The sequence below is a fragment of the Enterobacter genomosp. O genome (assembly GCF_001022965.1).
GTDB lineage: Bacteria > Pseudomonadota > Gammaproteobacteria > Enterobacterales > Enterobacteriaceae > Enterobacter > Enterobacter cloacae_L.
The window spans coordinates 38,906-57,178 of sequence record NZ_LECZ01000022.1; the positions used below are offsets into that span (position 1 = coordinate 38,906).

Annotated in this window: 15 protein-coding genes; 7 read left to right on the forward strand and 8 right to left on the reverse strand. The window is 55.3% G+C overall.

The window, feature by feature from the left end; translation table 11 throughout:
• Positions 1 to 17: 17 nt before the first annotated feature.
• Together ABR39_RS03630 and ABR39_RS03640 are read left to right on the forward strand one after the other, a co-directional pair.
• Positions 18 to 722, forward strand: a complete 705-nt coding sequence (locus ABR39_RS03630) for a hypothetical protein (protein WP_047345810.1) — start codon at positions 18 to 20, stop codon at positions 720 to 722.
• Positions 723 to 932: 210 nt separating this feature from the next.
• A complete protein-coding gene (locus ABR39_RS03640) occupies positions 933 to 1,412 on the forward strand; it encodes an Hcp family type VI secretion system effector (RefSeq protein ID WP_047345812.1) in 480 nt (159 codons plus the stop codon).
• A 48-nt stretch (positions 1,413 to 1,460) separates the two neighbouring features.
• Here ABR39_RS03640 and ABR39_RS03645 read toward each other — a convergent pair whose 3' ends face one another.
• Entirely contained in the window at positions 1,461 to 2,648 is a 1,188-nt protein-coding gene (locus ABR39_RS03645) for an MFS transporter (protein WP_047345813.1), read from the reverse strand.
• A 115-nt stretch (positions 2,649 to 2,763) separates the two neighbouring features.
• Here ABR39_RS03645 and ABR39_RS03650 point away from each other — a divergent pair, with 115 nt between their 5' ends.
• Positions 2,764 to 3,720: an AraC family transcriptional regulator gene (locus tag ABR39_RS03650; protein WP_047345814.1), complete on the forward strand. Its 957-nt coding sequence runs from the start codon at positions 2,764 to 2,766 to the stop codon at positions 3,718 to 3,720.
• A 13-nt stretch (positions 3,721 to 3,733) separates the two neighbouring features.
• Here the strand turns inward: ABR39_RS03650 and ABR39_RS03655 are convergent, their stop codons facing one another.
• A complete protein-coding gene (locus tag ABR39_RS03655; RefSeq protein ID WP_047345815.1) occupies positions 3,734 to 5,113 on the reverse strand; it encodes a carbohydrate porin in 1,380 nt (459 codons plus the stop codon).
• A 219-nt stretch (positions 5,114 to 5,332) separates the two neighbouring features.
• Positions 5,333 to 6,691 carry a glycoside-pentoside-hexuronide (GPH):cation symporter gene (locus tag ABR39_RS03660; RefSeq protein WP_047345816.1) on the reverse strand — a complete coding sequence of 453 codons (1,359 nt, stop codon included), beginning with the start codon at positions 6,689 to 6,691 and terminating at the stop codon, positions 5,333 to 5,335.
• 364 nt (positions 6,692 to 7,055) lie between these two features.
• Between ABR39_RS03660 and ABR39_RS03665 the strand changes: the two genes are divergently transcribed.
• Complete coding sequence (locus ABR39_RS03665) at positions 7,056 to 8,741, forward strand: alpha,alpha-trehalase (protein WP_047345817.1); 1,686 nt, start codon at positions 7,056 to 7,058, stop codon at positions 8,739 to 8,741.
• A gap of 62 nt (positions 8,742 to 8,803) precedes the next feature.
• Here ABR39_RS03665 and ABR39_RS03670 read toward each other — a convergent pair whose 3' ends face one another.
• Both ABR39_RS03670 and ABR39_RS03675 read right to left on the reverse strand, forming a co-directional pair.
• Positions 8,804 to 10,906 (reverse strand): TonB-dependent siderophore receptor, encoded by a 2,103-nt coding sequence (locus ABR39_RS03670; protein ID WP_047345818.1) that lies wholly within the window; start codon positions 10,904 to 10,906, stop codon positions 8,804 to 8,806.
• Between the two features lie 113 nt (positions 10,907 to 11,019).
• On the reverse strand, positions 11,020 to 11,274 hold the full coding sequence (locus ABR39_RS03675; RefSeq protein ID WP_008502662.1) for a GlsB/YeaQ/YmgE family stress response membrane protein: 255 nt from the start codon (positions 11,272 to 11,274) through the stop codon (positions 11,020 to 11,022).
• Between the two features lie 208 nt (positions 11,275 to 11,482).
• Between ABR39_RS03675 and ycgR the strand changes: the two genes are divergently transcribed.
• Complete coding sequence (ycgR, locus tag ABR39_RS03680) at positions 11,483 to 12,214, forward strand: flagellar brake protein YcgR (RefSeq protein ID WP_047345819.1); 732 nt, start codon at positions 11,483 to 11,485, stop codon at positions 12,212 to 12,214.
• 38 nt (positions 12,215 to 12,252) lie between these two features.
• Here the strand turns inward: ycgR and emtA are convergent, their stop codons facing one another.
• The gene (gene emtA, locus ABR39_RS03685; protein WP_047345820.1) at positions 12,253 to 12,864 is read right to left on the reverse strand and encodes a membrane-bound lytic murein transglycosylase EmtA; all 612 of its coding nucleotides are present in this window, start codon (positions 12,862 to 12,864) and stop codon (positions 12,253 to 12,255) included.
• A gap of 107 nt (positions 12,865 to 12,971) precedes the next feature.
• Here emtA and ldcA point away from each other — a divergent pair, with 107 nt between their 5' ends.
• Positions 12,972 to 13,886 (forward strand): muramoyltetrapeptide carboxypeptidase, encoded by a 915-nt coding sequence (gene ldcA / locus ABR39_RS03690; protein ID WP_047345821.1) that lies wholly within the window; start codon positions 12,972 to 12,974, stop codon positions 13,884 to 13,886.
• 97 nt (positions 13,887 to 13,983) lie between these two features.
• Positions 13,984 to 15,717, forward strand: a complete 1,734-nt coding sequence (locus ABR39_RS03695; protein ID WP_047345822.1) for a potassium/proton antiporter — start codon at positions 13,984 to 13,986, stop codon at positions 15,715 to 15,717.
• Between the two features lie 97 nt (positions 15,718 to 15,814).
• Here ABR39_RS03695 and dadX read toward each other — a convergent pair whose 3' ends face one another.
• Positions 15,815 to 16,885, reverse strand: coding sequence for a catabolic alanine racemase DadX (gene dadX / locus ABR39_RS03700; protein ID WP_047345823.1), 1,071 nt, complete (start codon positions 16,883 to 16,885; stop codon positions 15,815 to 15,817).
• Between the two features lie 9 nt (positions 16,886 to 16,894).
• Positions 16,895 to 18,193, reverse strand: a complete 1,299-nt coding sequence (locus ABR39_RS03705; protein WP_047345824.1) for a D-amino acid dehydrogenase — start codon at positions 18,191 to 18,193, stop codon at positions 16,895 to 16,897.
• Positions 18,194 to 18,273: the final 80 nt, after the last annotated feature.

Genomic DNA, 18,273 nt, shown 5'->3' on the forward strand with positions numbered 1-18,273 from the left:
CACAACAGGGAAAGGCTATGTATTACAGTAAATCGATTATCGAAAAAATAGGATCCGATAAAGATCTCGCTGTCAGGCTTGATCGTGCCGTGGCTGGTGTGAGGGATGGTGCTGTTGAGTATTTAAATAATCTTGGCGATGCTACAACACGCTTGCTCTATTATACATCTTGCTTCACGGATAATTACTTTGATGTATGCAAACAGTTGGCTTCTGAAGATAAGAGGTTTATGTTTGGTGTTGTAGAACTCGTTAAACATAGAGATTTAATATTCCGTATGGTTACAATATTTATAGAAACAATGCTTAAAAACAAGAATGAAGTTGCGAAGAAAAGTATACTAGAAAAAGTTATACCCATCACAACAAATTATTCAGTTAAGCAAGTTTCGAAATTCGGCCTAATTTATGCTGTTGCAAAGTATATATGCTATAGCAATCAAATGAATGCTGCAGTGCAAAGCGCATTGATGAAAAAAGTTGCCGGAAGAACGGGAAGTGCATTTTTAGCGCTTAACGCTTACGCAATGGTTCAGCGCGCGGCGGACAGCGCCAATAATCTCAAAAAATTCCTTCCGTTATTTTATCATGCATTATATATAGAGAAAATTGAAATGATGTACTTCCTCATCGAACCAGTAATAATGAAAGCCGGTTATCTGAATATTTACACAGCATCAGATCATGATATTACTAATGCCTTTATAAAGATAGCTCAATAATGAGGGGGTTCATAAAGAGTATTTTTAAACTTATTCTGGAAGACTTGAAGAATGATTTAAAAGCATATGCCACGATTTTTGTTATTGTGATTCTATCAATGATACCAGTAACCTTTATTGAAGACGACCAAACAGCAATGCTTATTGTTGGGGCTATAGTAGTAATCGTTTTTTATATAGCCTATTTCTACGAACCTAAAGGATGAATAAATGTCTACACCAGCACATATATGGTTTACAGACGAGAATAACGCCCCTGTTACAGGTGAATGTTTAATGCCCACAAGGCTGGGCTCTACCGAACTAAAATCATTTAACCACTCGGTCTGGATACCGACCTGTTCCAACACGGGTAAATTAACAGGAACACGACTTCATGTCCCCATCACCTTTGAAAAAGAAATAGATCGCATCACACCCTATCTGTTTCGTGCCGTCTGTACAGGAAAAACATTCAAAACGGCATTAATCAAAATGTATAAAATCAATGACGCCGGGATCGAGCGTGAATACTTCAACATCATCCTGGAAAACGTCAAGATAACAAGGATCTCCCCTTTATTGCACCCGCTAGGTATCGCGAGTGCTCATATGGAAGAAGTCGAACTGCGATATGAATCAATCGAATGGAAATATTGTGACGGAAATATAATGTTTAAAGACACCTGGAATGAAAGAGCGACTGCCTAGAATAATAGATATCTATAAATTCCCTCTCCCGCAGGAGAGGGAAAAAGATCACTGCGCCTTAACCTTCACGCCCATAAACACAATCACCATTGCCGTTACCAGCAGAAGGCCGCTGCCGGCGAATACGCCGCTGGCACCGTTGAGGTCAAAGACCGCTCCGCCCCCGGCCGCACCGGCGCTTATCGCCAGCTGGATTGAGGCTACCAGCAGCCCCCCTGCACTTTCGGCTTCATCCGGAACGGTGGTGGCAAGCCAGGTTGACCAGCCCACCGGAACCAGACCAAATGCAAAGCCCCACAGCGCGACCAGGAAACCGTCCAGCATGGCCAGATGGCCAAACGCCACCATCGTGAGGGCGAGAACGCCCATGGCGAACGGCACCAGCGCCAGCGTCAGGCGCAGATTACGCGCCAGAAGATGTCCGGCAACGGAGGTGCCCACAAAATTGGCCAGTCCAAAGCCCAGCAGGATCAGTGAAATGGTCTCTACGCTCGCCTGTCCTACCGTTTCCAGGAACGGACGCAGGTAGGTGAAGAAAGCAAAATGGCCGCTGAAGATCAGAATGGTTGCCAGCATGCCGCCGATCATCCCCGGACGACGCAGCACGCGGAACAGCGTGCTCAGGCTCCCGCTGCTCTCCGGCTTCATGGACGGCAGGACCCAGAGCTGCCACAGGAGCGCCAGCATGCTTGGCAGAATGCAGAGGATAAACACGTTACGCCAGCCGATCAGACTGCCAAGATAGCTCCCCAGCGGCGCCGCAACCACCGTGGCAATCGATACGCTGGAGAAGATCACCGCCAGCGCTTTCGGCACTTTATCCGCCGGCACCAGACGCATCGTCGTGGCCGTCGACATTGCCCAGAATCCCCCAATGGCAACCCCCAGCAGCAGGCGCCCCATCAGCAGGACGTGCAGGTTGGGCGCAAAGGCCACCAGCAGGCTGGAGATGATTTGCAGCACCGAGAAAAACATCAGCACCCAGCGGCGGTCGATACTTTTGGTTGCCGGGGTAATCAGCAGCCCGGTCACCAGCGCCACGAGTGCGGTGGCGGTCACGGCCTGTCCGGCCATTCCCTCGCTCACGCCCAGGCTTGCGGCCATGGGCGTTAACAAACTGGCGGGCAGAAATTCTGCTGTAATCAAGCCAAACACCCCCAGCCCCAGTGAATAGACGGCCCGCCAGGCGGGTTTTGCAGGCGTTACCGCCTCGCTCGCCGCGACACATGAATTCATCTGTTTTTCTCCCGTTATAGAAATGTGACAACTGTCGCAAAAGAATAGAAGGTTCACCCTGGACGATCTATGACATATAATCTCCACTTATTGATTATTCGTCCGGAGTTGCGCCATGACCGTACAGTCACCCGATTTGATCAGCGAACTTTTACGCGGCATGCGCCTGTCAGGGGTGAAATACCGGCGGATTGAGGCCAGCTCGCCGTTTGGCGTTGCGTTCCATCAGGCGCCCGGTAAAGCGCAGTTTCATTTCGTGAGCCACGGCAGCGCCCTGCTGCGAATGGAGAGCGGTGCGACGTTTGAACTGAGCAGCGGGGACGCCCTGTTTATTCCGGGCGGTAATTCCCATGCCCTGCTCTCCGACGAGCAGGCCACCATTACCCCGGTCAGCGACTTTCCCAGCGAACCTATCTGCAGCTCGGTTTGCGCCATTACCTGTGAGCCCTGCCCGGAGAGCGAGAACACCATCATCTTTAGCGGGTGCATGGATTTCGAGCTGGGCGGGATGCAGCCGCTGATCAAGGCGATGCCGGAAGTGATGATGGTCAGCCGCCTGATGTCCACCTGGCCGGAAATTCATCCGCTGCTCGCGGCGATGGAGCGTGAATCAATGACGCGACAGGTCGGGTTCGCCGGGATCCTCGCCCGGCTGGCCGACGTGGTGGCGGCGCTGATCGTGCGCGGCTGGGTCGAGGCGGGTTGTGGAAAAGCGACGGGCTGGGTGCAGGTCTTGCGCGATCCTCGCCTGAGCCGGGCCATCTACGCTATGCACCAGCAGCCCGGCCTGAACTGGAGCGTGGCGGACCTGGCAAAAGAAGCGGGTACCTCCCGCTCCGTGTTTGCCGAACGGTTTCTGGCCGCGACGGGAACCACCCCGGCCAAATATCTCAGCGAGCTGAGGATGCGGCTGGCCATTCAGTACATTCGCCATGAAAATCAGCCCATTGAAACGGTCGCGCTGCGGCTGGGGTACGGATCGCTGGCGGCGTTTAGTCGGGCGTTTAAGCGGATTATCGGGCATGCGCCCGGCACGCTGCGGGAAGCCAGCCAGACCCCGGAAGAGGTCTGACTGGCGTGAGGCATCAGAAATAGTATTTAAAGCGCACGCGTCCGCCGTAGCGATCGTCATTTCGGTCATCGCCGTCTTTCGGATGGGCTTCCACCCAGGACGCATACGCCCCAAGATAAATATTGAAATTCTTCATCTTCATCACGTTTGGGATCAGGTATGAAGCATGAATGGTGTGAATATCATAATCCCCGGGATCGGTCACCCAGCAGTCGCCGTCGCAGTCAGCGTCGAAGTTCGCGGTGTTGAAGTTATCGATCTGGTTATGCGCGTAGATATAGCCCAGCTCAAAATTACGCCATAAGGCATTCACGCCTGCGGTGAAATCCTTCTCGTCCGTGGCATCCATATACGCGGTATTCAGGTTCGCCACGATACCGTCATCCGGATCGGTTTTTTGCCCGTTCCAGGTCATGGTGAAGCCGTAGCCGGTGCGGTCAGACTGGTCTACCCATTTCCCCGATGCATCGCGGTAGCCATAGGCGTTGTTGACGAGGTTGCTCTCCATCGCGACAGCCGTCGAGAAGTTGCCTTCCTGCCAGGCAATGACCGGTCGGACGTAGGCGACGTTTTTTTCATTATCCAGGTCCACGCCGTGATACTGCTGGTCAACAAACAGCGAACTGCCGTCTTCCAGCAGGGTGTTAACCTCGAAATACCAGTTTCCCAGGGTTTTGCTCAGCAGGAAGTTACCGCCGCTGTCGCTACGCCCGCGCCCCTCTTTCATCATGTAGATGTAGCCGTAACCATCGCTGTAGAGATCGTTGGCCGTGTTGCCAGAATATTCAACGAAGGTGTCCTGATTCAGCGGGAACATGTCATAGGCTTCGAAGCGCCCGACTTTCACCTTCCAGTCGTTTTCCGTGCCAAAGAAGAAAACGGCGTCATCAAGGTTCATTTTGCCCGTCAGGTCAGCCAGCGGCTGCACGGAGAAGCCGGCGAAATTGCCGTTCTCCATGCGCTTATATCCGTCAAAGCCCAGCAGCAAACGACCGTTAATATCCCAGCGCTCGTGGCTCCCGGGCGCCCAGTCTTTATTGGCCGTCGTTTTCATGGACGTTAAGCTGCCGGTCTTGCTGGCCGCATCCATATTAAATTCAACGTCGCCATAAAACTTAATATCGCCGTAGCCGGATAACGTCAGCTTCGGTGCCGTTTGCACTGTCGCAGGCTCCGTGGATTCAACGACAACCGGATTCGCGGCCACTGCGGTCTGCTGCTGTTTTTCCAGAACCTGAATTTGTGCTTCCGCTTTTGACGCCCGGTTTTCGGCCTTTTCGAGACGCGCCTCCAGCTGCGCCAGCTTATCCTCCAGACGCTGAGTATCTTTTGCTGCCATTGCTCCGGTAGTACAAAACGCACTGACAATAAGTGCAAGGGTTTTCACTTTCATCGACTCCATCCTCGTGAGTTAATCATTATTTCCTGACGGACACAGAGAACCTCACCGATACTTCGCATGAATTATCGGCTTACTACTTATACCCGCCATACTTCAAGTTGCATGTGCGTTGGCTGCACTCGTTCACCCCAGTCACTTACTTATGTAAGCTCCTGGGGATTCACTCCTTTGCCGCCTTCCTGCAACTCGAATTATTTAGGGTATAAACCATTAAGAGTTAGCGAACTCGCCTTTATTTAAATCGCTCACCACGCCATTCATGACGTTTTCCGTTAATTTATAAAACTTAATTGAAAAGGCGGTGAGTAAATAAAAGAGTGAAGGGATCAGCGTAAACAGCAAAATGACGCCCTGAACGGCGGATTCCGATTGTACCGTGCTGTTGGATTCATAATTATACCAGGCCAGCACCCAGCCGAGAATGGCACCGCCGACAGCGACGCCTAATTTAATCACGAATATATTGGCCGCAACGTTCATACCTGTAATACGACGCTGGGTTTTCCATTCACCGTAATTATTCGCATCGGTGATCATAGACCACTGCAGCGCACCGTTGCCGCCCTGGACAATCTGAATAAGCACGTGGGCGATCAGGGGAATAACCCAGAACTCCAGCGGCAGCCAGAAGCAGGCCACGCCCAATGCCGCATTCAGGATATTGATCCAGAAGGAGAGTTTGACCTTGCAAAAACGGGTGCCGAACGGCTGAGCCAGCACGGAGCCAAACATCGAGGCCAGCATCCCGCCCAGCATAAAGAACGAGATAATGTCCGCCCCTTTGTTCAGCACGGTGTTGACGTAATAGACCACCGCGCCGCCGCGAATCACCACCGCCACCAGCATCATAAAGTTATAGATGGAGAGAATGCGCCACTGATCGTTACGGAAGAGAATTTTAACGTCGCGGGCGATGTTCAGATTCTCCTCTTTGATGGGCTGCACGCGCTCTTTTGTGGTCGCAAAACAGACGATAAACATCAGACAGCCGATCGCGCCAAAAAGCGCCATCGCCACCTGGATACCGGTTGCTCTGTCGCCCGGGTAGAGGTAGTCCGCCAGCGGCAGAATGAGGGCTGTGCCAAGCGCACCGCCAATGGGGGTGATGGCAAATCGCCAGGACTGCAACGACAGATTTTCACGCGGGTCGGACGTGAGCGCCGCCCCCAGGGAGCAATACGGGATATTAATGGCGGTATACATCAGGGTCATAAATATATACGCCCCGACGGCGTAATAAATTTTTCCGGTTTCGGTAAAGTCCGGAATGGAATAAACCAGTACGCAGCTCACCGCAAAAGGAACGCATATCGCCAGCAGCCATGGACGAAAACGCCCCCAGCGCGTTGACGTCGCATCGGCAATTGCCCCCATAACGGGATCGGTAATGGCATCTAATAAACGAACCAGAAGAAACATGGTTCCCATTACGGCAGGCGGTAATCCATAGATATCCGTATAGTAATACGCCAGAATGGCCACTGATGAGTCAAATACAATGTGACTCGCTGCATCTCCCAGGCTATAGCCTATTTTCTCTTTGACCGGAATTTTTTCTGCAACTGACATAGCGTAACTCCTCATTTATGAAACCGGTTTCTGTTATAGCGACAATTTCGCCTGAGAGTGACGCCGCGATCCATTATGTTTTTTCACCAGGAACTTATGTTTTTTGCTTTATGTGATCGTGATGATTAAAAGAAAGAATTCAGCGGGCACATTATGTGCAACGGATCGCAATTTATTTCCCGCGACTTTAAATATTCACAATATCAATATTTCACCGCATCACGTGCGGCATTAAGCGCAACGGTAAATAGTCTGGATTTGTGCAAAATGCGATGTTCGACACGCGAAGCGCGGCATATTCGACTAAGGTTTTCTGGTGATTAAGACAGCGTAACTGCTGCTCAGTGAATAAGGAGAAGCACCAATGATAACCCCTCAAAAGCTGCGCCCTCGCCTCTTACCTCTGGTTCTGGGCAGTGCGCTGCTCGCGGTTGCCGCTTCTGGCGCCGCGGAAGAGATGAGCGCTGGCCAGACGAATTCACCGGATATTTTGCTCGGGCCCCTTTTCAGCGACGTTCAGAGCGCCAAACTCTTCCCCGATCAAAAAACCTTTGCCGATGCGGTGCCTAACAGCGATCCCCTGACGATCCTTGCCGACTACCGCATGCAGCGTCGTCAGTCCGGGTTTGATTTACGCCATTTTGTCGAGGTGAACTTTACGCTGCCGGGTGAAGGCGAGAAATACGTCCCGCCTGCCGGACAAAGCCTGCGTGAACACATTGACGATCTCTGGCCCGTGCTGACGCGCACCACCGATAAAGCCAGCAACAAATGGGATTCTCTCCTGCCGTTACCGAAGCCTTACGTTGTGCCAGGTGGTCGTTTCCGGGAGGTTTACTACTGGGACAGCTATTTCACCATGCTGGGCCTGGCGGAAAGCGGCCACTGGGACAAAATCAGCGACATGGTGGATAACTTTGCCTATGAAATCGACACCTTCGGGCATATTCCCAACGGCAACCGCAGCTATTACCTGAGCCGATCCCAGCCGCCGTTCTTCTCGCTGATGGTTGAACTGCTGGCGACCCACGACAGCGATGCGCTGAAGAAATACCGTCCGCAGATGCAGAAAGAGTATGCCTACTGGATGGACGGCGTTGATGCCCTTCAACCGGGCCAGGCCAACAAGCGCGTGGTGAAGCTGGATGACGGGGCTATCCTCAATCGCTACTGGGACGATCGCGATACCCCGCGTCCGGAATCCTGGCTTGATGATGTGAATACCGCCAAAAGTAACCCTAACCGATCGGCGACCGAGATCTACCGTGATTTGCGTTCGGCGGCAGCTTCGGGCTGGGACTTTAGCTCCCGCTGGATGGATGACCCGCAAAAACTCGGCACCATCCGGACCACCAGCATTGTCCCCGTGGATCTGAACGCCCTGATGTTCAAGATGGAAAAACTGCTGGCGCGGGCAAGCCAGGAGAGCGGCGATGCCGCCAGCGCCAGCAAATACGAGGCGCTGGCTACCGCGCGCCAGAAAGCCATCGAAAGCCACCTGTGGAATGATAAAGAGGGCTGGTACGCCGATTACGATCTGAAGAACAAGAACGTCCGCAATCAGCTCACGGCGGCAGCCCTGTTCCCGCTTTACGTGAAGGCAGCAGCGCAGGATCGTGCCGATAAAGTCGCCGCGGCAACCTCATCACGCCTGCTGCAGCCGGGCGGGATAGCGACCACCACCGTCAACAGCGGCCAGCAGTGGGATGCGCCAAACGGCTGGGCTCCCCTGCAGTGGGTGGCGACGGAAGGGTTGCAGAATTACGGGAAAGATAAGGTCGCGATGGATGTGACCTGGCGCTTCCTGAAGAACGTTCAGCATACCTACGATCGCGAAAAGAAACTGGTCGAGAAGTATGACGTGTCGACAACCGGTACCGGTGGCGGCGGTGGAGAGTATCCGCTGCAGGATGGGTTCGGCTGGAGCAACGGCGTGACGCTGAAGATGCTTGACCTGGTCTGCCCGAAAGAGAAACCGTGCGACAGCGTGCCGGAAAATCAGCCTGCGGCGAATGATGAGGCTGCGCCGGTGAAAGCTGCGGCGCAGTAAGTGTATTGCCGGGTGGCGGCTACGCCTTACCCGGCCTACATTTTGGACTCACAGGGCTTTGCTCAGAAGCTGTAACTCGCCCCGAGCTGATACGTTCTGTCACGCCCAATCCAGCAGTTTGTCGCGTCGTAACAGGTCAGCGTCTCTTTGTTGGTGATGTTCTGCGCGCTGGCTTTAAGCGTTAGCCCTGCCAGCGAAGGCAGTATTTCGCCCATCCGGTAGGATGCTGACAGATCGTACTGCGTGGTGCCGCCCAGTTTACCCGCATCGTTAGCCGGAGAGATTTCCATTGGCCCGGTGTAGCGTGCACCTGCACCCAGCATCAGCCCTTTCAGCGCGGTGTTCTCAAAGGTATAGTCCCCCCAGAGGTTGAAGGCGTTCTCCGGCACCTGCGTTGGGCGTTTACCTTTGTACTTGTCATCTTCCGTATTGATCGCGTGGGTGTAGGCATAGTTGGCAATCAGCGTCAGGTTGTCCGTCGGACGGCTGATGGCAGACAGTTCCGCCCCTTTGGATTCCACTTCCCCGGTCTGACGATAGTTCAGGAAGCCCGGATCGGAGGTGACGACATTTTTCTGACGGATGTTAAACACCGAGGCGGTAAAGGTGGTGGCGTAATCCGCCAGCAGGTATTTCACCCCGCCTTCCACCTGCTTGCTGGTGGTGGGCTTGACGTCTTTCGCCACGAGCGTGCCCTGCGGCGACACCGGCGCAAAACCTTCGGAATAGCTGATAAACGGCGAAATGCCGTTATCGAAGGCGTAAAGCGCGCCCAGACGTTTGGTGACGCGATCCTGCGATACCCAGGCCTTGTCACCGTTTTGCAGATAATTAGTGGTGACGGAGCGGTAATCATCATAGCGCAGGCTACCGAGCAGATTTAAGCCGCCAAATTCCACCTGATCCTGCAGGTAATAGCCGTTCTGCTGATAGCTCAGACGGTTTTTCTGGGCGGTATAGAGCCCCAGCGCGCTATCGTCGATCTGCGAATAGTCCGGATTGCGCATATCAATGCCCGGCGTGGCAGATGCGTAACGGTAGTGGAAATGGGAGTTCAGCTTCTGATAGTCAAACCCGGCCAGCAGGTGGTGTTTCCACTCGCCCAGCGCAACGGTTTTGGTCACCTGGTTGTCAATATTGAAGCTCTTCAGATCTTCATCCGTGGTGTAGGCAAAGCGGTTGAGCTGATAAACCTCGCTCCCCGCGCCCGTTGCATAAACGCTGCGCTGATGCGTGTCGACGTCGAAATAGCGCGCCTTCTGGTTAAAGCCCCAGCCGCTGTCAAACTCGTGTTCAAAGCTGTAGCCCAGCATCCATTGCCGCTGCTTAAACCCGCTCCACTCATCGCCGGCGTAATCGCGCTTGCCCGCGTATTTCGAGCGCAGATAGGCGAGCGGCAACGGGTTCGACGGCGTCAGGCTTGGGGTATTTTGCGCCAGCGCATCGAGGGTGAGGCGAGTTTTGCTGTCGGGCTGCCAGGTGACAGACGGGGCAACCAGGTAGTTTTCATACCGGGTGGTGTGCGGCTGGTCGTCATTTTCCGTGGCCTTACCCAGCAGACGGTAGTTCCAGTCGCTGTCGGCAATCTGCCCGGTCGAGTCGAGATAGCCCTCTTTCAGGTTTCGGGTTCCGGTGTTAACGCCGATCTCGGTTCGGGCTTCCCGCTGCGGTTTTTTACTCTGGATGTTTACCAGACCGCCCGGCGAGCCGCCGCCGTAAAGGACCGATGAAGGGCCTTTCAGGATGTCCACGCTGTCAATCAACAGCGGATCGATGCGGGCTTTGGTATTGCCGGTGACGTTATAGGGCAGCTGCAGCCCGTTGTAGAACTCCTGGTCGACGGTAAAGCCACGAATTTTATATTCGCTCATATAGGAGGTATTTCCCCGCACCTCCGTCGAAACGCCCGGGGCATAGCGCAGGATTTCGTTCACGGAATTCGCGTGACGCTTTTCAATTTCCGGCTCAGAGAGGGTTGTGATGACCTGCGGCGTTTTGCTCTCGGCCACGGCGGATTTCGTGGCGCTGTTTGTCCAGGCCGGCAGCGCGCTGCCCAGCTCTGAGCCCGTGACGACGATGGTGGATTCTTCGGCAAACGCCTGGACCTGCAATGCCAGCGTGACGGCGCCTGCCAGGGCGCATAGCGTGAAACGTGAGGTATTCATAATGTCGTCTTGTTGTTGGATGCAATACGGAACGACAATTATTATCATTTCGATTAACAAATCAATATTCAGGCAAAAAAAACGGCCCTCCGCAGAGAGCCGTTTATGTCATTTCATGCTCGTCGCAGTAACCTGAATATGCCCAACACAACAATGGCACCCACGACAGCGACCAGGAAACTGTGCAGGTCAAAACCACTTATGTTGCCTCCAAAGCCAAACATCGTCGCCAGCCAGCCGCCCACAACCGCACCAACGACCCCGAGTACACAGGTCAAAATAAAGCCGCCGCCATCATTTCCCGGCATGATCAATTTAGCGATAGCGCCAGCAATAAGACCAAAGATAATCCAGGCGATGATACCCATAGCGATGCCCTCTTGCAGGTTTAACGCGTGCGCAGAAAACCTTCTGCGCAACTAACGTAAGTATAGGTCATCGCCGGAAAATCATTTTCATCTCACCGACTTATCTTTGCGTAAACAGGCAAAAAAAACTCACCGGTTTGTATTAAGTTTCATTACAGATTGCCGATAACGCTAAGACAGTCTGTCATCAATCAAGGAGCCATCCGGCGTGAGTCATTACAGTGAGCAGTTCCTCAAGCAAAATCCGCTGGCTGTATTAGGGGTATTACGCGACCTGCAAAAAGGCGAAGTGCCGCTGCGCATCAGCTGGTCGAATAATCAGTTCATCAGCAAGATCCTTGACGCTTCGCAGGAGCGGCTGGTAATTGATTTAGGCAGCCAGGAGCATGAAAACCGCGCGGCGCTGAAAGCGGAGAATGTCGCGGTGATGGCCGAAACGCAGGGAGCAAAAGTGGAGTTTGTTCTGTCGCGGCTGGAACTGAGCGAATACCAGGGACTCCCGGCTTTTGCTACCCCGCTTCCCACCAATCTCTGGTTTGTCCAGCGCCGTGAATATTTCCGCATCAGCGCCCCGCTTCACCCCGCCTATTTTTGCAAGGCCAAAATGCCGGACAAAAAAGAGATCCGCTTTCGCCTCTTCGATCTGTCGCTGGGCGGTATGGGCGCGCTGATGGATACGCCGAAACCTGACGGACTGGTAGAAGGCATGCGTTTTACGCAAATCGAACTGGATATGGGCGGCTGGGGGCGTTTTTATTTCGATGCACAGCTGATTGCCATCAGCGATCGCACCGTCGTGGATAGCAAAAATGAAACCATCACCACGCCGCGCCTGAGTTTCCGTTTCCTGAACGTCGGACCCGGTGCAGAGCGTGAACTTCAGCGCATTATCTATTCGCTGGAGCGAGAGGCGCGCGAACGCGCAAATAAAGTTCTGTAGGGAAAATCGGGCAGCGTGACCGCCGCCCGTCTGCGGCATTACATGGCATCCATCGCTTTCTGTACTTTCCAGATATAACGAGGTGCCTGTGGTGCCGGGTGATTTTTCGCGACATGCTCAAAGAACTCGTCTTTGTCCATGCCGTTAATCTCTTCTATCGCCTCTTTGCGGTCGGAGGAGAAGGTTCTGAGCAAAGCACCGGCACCGTTAACGTAAGAGACCACCAGCGCGTACTGCATCACCTCCGGGTCCTCAATCCCCTTCAGCACGCCATGTTCCATAATGCTCAGATAGGCTGTCCCCATGGAAATGTTGCGTTCCGGGTTCTTCAGTTCGCTGGTCGACGGCTGGCCGCTCCAGCCCATGTAGCGGTAAACCTCTCTGCCCGCCGTTGACGCTTTAAGCTGCATCAGCCCCACCGCGTTGGACTTGCTGACAAGCGTGGGATTACCGCCGGACTCGACCGCAATAATCGCCGTGATCAGACGCGGACTGACGCCCCAGGCCTTTCCGGCCTGTTCACTGATCGGCATCCACTGCATGGCCCGCTTTACCGGCACTTCGGGATTCCAGGGCGGATTTTGATAATCATGCTTTGAACTACAGCCAGCGAGCAACACAATCAAAAAAGCAAACCATCTCAATTTCACGTCATCTATCCTTATAGCCGGTCATCGCAGTGCGCCGCCCCTTGAAGCAGGCGGCGTTTAAGCGGCATGATATAGACAATTAGTTTCTCATTCAGCAAGGAATTGCCATGTCTCAGTTTCATCTCATCGCGCCGTCGGGCTATTGCATTAACCAGGACGCGGCGCAGCGGGGCGTTCAGCGTTTGCTGGAATCCGGCCATCAGGTAGAAAATCAGACAATTATCCCCCGCCGCCAGCAGCGCTTTGCCGGCACTGAAGCGCAGAGGCTGAATGATATCAATAGTCTGGTGAACCTGAAGGGTGAAAACCAGATCGTTCTGGCGGTGCGCGGCGGATATGGCGCGAGCCGGCTGCTGGAGAGCATTGACTGGCAGGGCCTCGCACAGCGCCAGCAGCAGGATCCGCTGCTGATTTGCGGCCACAGCGATTTCACCGTCATCCAGCTTGGGCTGCTGGCCCTGCATAACGTCATCACCTTCAGCGGTCCGATGCTGGCCGGCAACTTCGGCGCGCCGGAGCTGGATACGTTTACCGTAGAACATTTCTGGCGCGCGCTGCGCAATTCAACCTACAGCGTGGAGTGGCAGGGAAATGGACCACACTGGGAGTGTGAAGGCCAGCTCTGGGGCGGCAACCTGGCGATGCTGGTCTCGCTTATCGGAACGCCGTGGATGCCGCACATCGAGGACGGCATTCTGGTGCTGGAAGATATTAACGAACATCCGTTCCGCGTCGAGCGCATGCTATTGCAGCTTTATCATGCCGGTATTCTTGAGCGCCAGTCCGCGATTGTGCTGGGCAGCTTTAGCGGCTCTGCGCCGAATGATTATGACGCGGGTTACACCCTTGAAACCATGGTCGACTTCGTTCGCTCGCGGCTGGATATTCCGGTCATCACCGGTCTGGATTTTGGTCATGAGCAGCAAACCGTGACCCTGGCGCTGGGGGCGCACGCCTCCCTGGTTCATAATGATTCAGGCAGCCGGCTGACCATCAGCGGCCATCCTGTCATAAAGGCATAAAAAAGCCGTTATACCCGCTTAATAAAACGCTGTTGCCGTCGTTAATATGTTAGGGTTTTAGTAACAGCGTTAACATTGAGGTGGGAGTAAGAGAACATTGGATGCCGCAGCGATAATCAGCCTTTTCATTCTGGGTTCGGTCCTTGTAACCAGCAGTATTTTATTAAGTTCATTTTCATCGCGTCTTGGCATACCAATTCTTGTTATTTTTCTTGCCATCGGCATGCTGGCCGGTATTGATGGCATCGGCGGTATCCCCTTCGACAACTACCCCTTCGCGTATATGGTGAGTAACCTTGCGCTGGCCGTGATCCTGCTTGACGGCGGGATGCGCACCCAGGCAAGCTCCTTCCGCGTTGCCCTGGGGCCCGCGCTGTCGCTCGCCACGGTCGGCGTGTTGATTACCTCTGGCCTCACCGGGATGATGGCCGCGTGGCTCTTCCATCTTAATATCATGGAAGGCTTGCTGATTGGCGCCATCGTGGGCTCAACCGATGCGGCAGCCGTGTTTTCCCTGCTCGGCGGTAAAGGGCTTAACGAACGCGTAGGCTCCACACTTGAGATTGAATCCGGCAGTAACGATCCGATGGCGGTGTTTCTCACCATCACGCTGATCGAGATGATTCAGCAGCACGAAACCGGGCTGAGCTGGATGTTTGCGTGGCATATCCTGCAGCAGTTCGGCCTGGGGATCCTCATCGGCCTGGCGGGAGGGTATCTGCTACAGCAGACGATCAACCGCATATCGCTGCCTTTGGGGCTTTACCCGCTGCTGGCGCTGAGCGGCGGCATTCTTATTTTTGCCGTTACCACGGCGCTGGACGGCAGCGGTATCCTCGCCGTTTATCTCTGCGGGTTCCTGATGGGCAACCGCCCTATTCGTAACCGCCATGCCATCTTGCAGAACTTCGACGGCCTGGCCTGGCTGGCGCAAATCGGCATGTTCCTGGTGCTGGGGCTTCTGGTTACGCCATCGGACCTGTTGCCGATTGCCATTCCGGCGCTGCTGCTGTCTGCGTGGATGATCTTCTTCGCCCGTCCGCTGTCGGTATTTGCTGGCCTGCTGCCGTTTCGCGGCTTCAACCTGCGCGAGCGCATCTTTATCAGCTGGGTGGGCCTGCGCGGCGCGGTGCCGATTATTCTTGCGGTCTTCCCGATGATGGCCGGTCTGGATAACGCGCGGCTGTTCTTTAACGTGGCGTTCTTCGTGGTGCTGATTTCGCTGCTCTTCCAGGGCACGTCGCTCGGGTGGGCGGCGAAAAAAGCCAAAGTAGTGGTCCCTCCCGTGGGCTGGCCGGTGTCCCGCGTCGGGCTCGATATTCACCCTGAAAACCCGTGGGAGCAGCTCGTGTATCAGCTGAGCGCCGACAAATGGTGCGTGGGGGCCTCGCTGCGCGATTTGCACATGCCGGCCGAAACGCGCATTGCCGCCCTGTTCCGCGACAATGTCCTGCTGCACCCTACCGGCAGCACCCGCCTGCGCGAAGGGGATATTTTGTGCGTGATTGGCCGCGAGCGAGACCTTCCCGCGCTGGGCAAGCTGTTCAGCCAGTCGCCGCCGGTGGCGCTAGACCAGCGTTTCTTCGGCGATTTTATTCTTGAAGCCAGCGCCAGGTTTGGGGATGTGGCGCTGATTTACGGTCTGGATGAGGGCGCTGAAGACGGTGATAACCAGCAAACGCTGGGCGAAATCATCCAGCAGCGTCTCGGCGCGGCCCCGGTCGTGGGAGACCAGGTGGAGTTTGCCGGGATGATCTGGACCGTTGCCGAAAAAGAAGATAACGCGGTGCGGAAGGTGGGGTTGAGACCGAGGGAAGAGGACGTGGAGTAGCGGTTTTTTTGCCGGGTGGCGCTAACGCTTACCCGGCCTATGCTTACGTGCCTTGTAGGCCGGGTAAGGCGAAGCCGCCACCCGGCACACTGACAAGTTACACTGTCACAACTGGCACTCTCGGTGCCAGCGCGCACATCAGTTCATACCCTACCGTTCCCGCCGCGGCCGCCACGTCATCAATTTTGATTTCGTTACCCCACAGCTCGACCGGTGAACCAATGCCCGCCTGTGGGCATGGCGTGAGGTCAACGGCCAGCATATCCATTGATATAGTGCCCACCGTCCCCGTGCGGACGCCATCTACCAGGACCGGCGTCCCGGTCGGCGCGATGCGCGGGTATCCGTCAGCATAGCCGCCCGCCACGATACCAATGCGCTGCTCGCCCGTTGCCCGGTAGCGGCTGCCGTAGCCCACCGCGTCACCGGCCTTCAGCGTCTGCACGCCAATGATTTCGCTGCGCAGGGTCATGACCGGCTTCAGGCCGCTGTTGGCGATATCCTGCCACTGGCCTGAGGGCGACGCGCCGTACAGAACGATGCCCGGACGCACCCAGTTATAGTGCGCTTCGGGGTGCCACAGCGTTGCCGCCGAGTTTGACAGCGAGCGCGGGCAATCCAGCCCTTCTGCCGCCTGCTCAATGCGCACCATGGCATCGGCAATACCGTCCGGTTTTTCCGCGTCGGCAAAATGCGCCATTAGCGTCATTTCACCCACGTTCTTCAGGGCACGCAGCTGTTGCCAGACCGTATGCACCCGCTCGGGCTGGAAGCCCAGGCGGTTCATGCCGCTGTTGACCTTGAGATAGATATCCAGCGGAGCATGGAGCTTCGCATCCTGGATCGCCTTAATCTGCCAGTTGCTGTGAACGCTGGTGGTCAGCCGGTACTTATCCAGCAGCGGCAGATCGTCGGCGTGGAAGAACCCCTCCAGCAGCAGGATGGGCCCTTTCCAGCCGCGCTCGCGCAGCAGAATGGCCTCTTCCAGATTCAGTAACGCAAAGCCATCGGTGGCGCTCAGCGCGCTCCAGATACGGTCAATACCGTGGCCGTAGGCATTCGCTTTCACCACCGACCACACGCGCGCACCAGGTGCTGCCCGGCGAACAATTTGCAGGTTATCCTTCAGGGCCTGCAGGTTCAGCTGGGCCAGTACAGGACGGGACATGACAACTCCTTAGTTATGCGCGCCGTGCAGATGCTGTGGACGCGAAGGCGTAAACCCCGATTGATAGCGCGCGGCACTTAAATCGTCAAACGGAATTGCCGGGGTGCGCCCGGAAATCAGATCGCTCAGCAGCTGGCCGGACCCGCAGGCCATCGTCCAGCCAAGCGTGCCGTGTCCGGTATTGGTCCACAGGTTTTTGTACGGCGTGCGTCCGACAATCGGCGTGCCGTCTGGCGTCATTGGGCGCAGACCGGTCCAGAAGGTCGCCTGTTCAACGAAACCGCCGCGCGGGAAGAGATCCCCCACCACCATCTCCAGCGTTTCACGACGCGGCTGCAGAAGCTCGGTGTTGAAGCCGACAATCTCCGCCATGCCGCCTACGCGGATACGGTTATCGAAGCGGGTAATGGCGATTTTGTAGGTCTCATCCAGAATGGTCGACACGGGCGCGCCGCTCTCCTCTTTCACCGGAATGGTCAGCGAGTAGCCCTTCAGCGGGTAGACCGGAATATCGAGAATGCCTTTCAGCATCGCGGTGGAGTACGAACCAAACGCCATGACGTAGGCATCCGCTTTGATCACCTCTTCGCCACACTTCACGCCGTAAATTTTTTCCCCTTCCGACAGCAGCTTGTCGACGGAGGTGTTAAAGCGGAATTTCACCCCCGCCTGCTCGCACATTTGCGCCAGACGCTGAGTGAAGAGCTGGCAGTCGCCGGTTTCATCATTCGGCAGGCGCAGGCCGCCCGTCAGCTTATGCGCCACTTCCGCCAGCGCCGGTTCAACCTGCCCTAACTGACTGGCTTCCAGCAGCTGGTACGGCACGCCGGCATCTTCCAGCACGGCGATATCGCGGGTGGCGTTTTCGTACTGCTGCTCGGTGCGGAACAGCTGTAACGTCCCCCCCTGACGGCCTTCGTATTCAATTCCGGTCGACGCGCGCAGTGCTTTCAGACAGTCGCGGCTGTATTCCGCCAGGCGCACCATGCGCCCTTTGTTCTCCATGTAGTGGCGGGTGTCGCAGTTGCGCAGCATCTGCCACATCCACTTAAGCTGGAACTGCGTGCCGTCAAGGCTGATGGCCAGCGGCGCGTGGCGCTGGAACATCCACTTAATCGCTTTCAGCGGAACACCCGGCGCAGCCCACGGCGCCGCGTAGCCCGGAGAGATTTGCCCGGCGTTCGCCGCGCTGGTTTCCAGCGCAGGGCCCGGCTCACGATCGATAACGGTTACGTCATGTCCCGCCTGACTTAAATACCAGGCGCTGGTTACGCCAACGACACCACTTCCCAGTATGACAACACGCATAGCCACTCCATTATGTGCAAAAGAACAATCTTCTAATTACAGATTGATAACCTAGTTGAAAATATTATTCAACATACGAC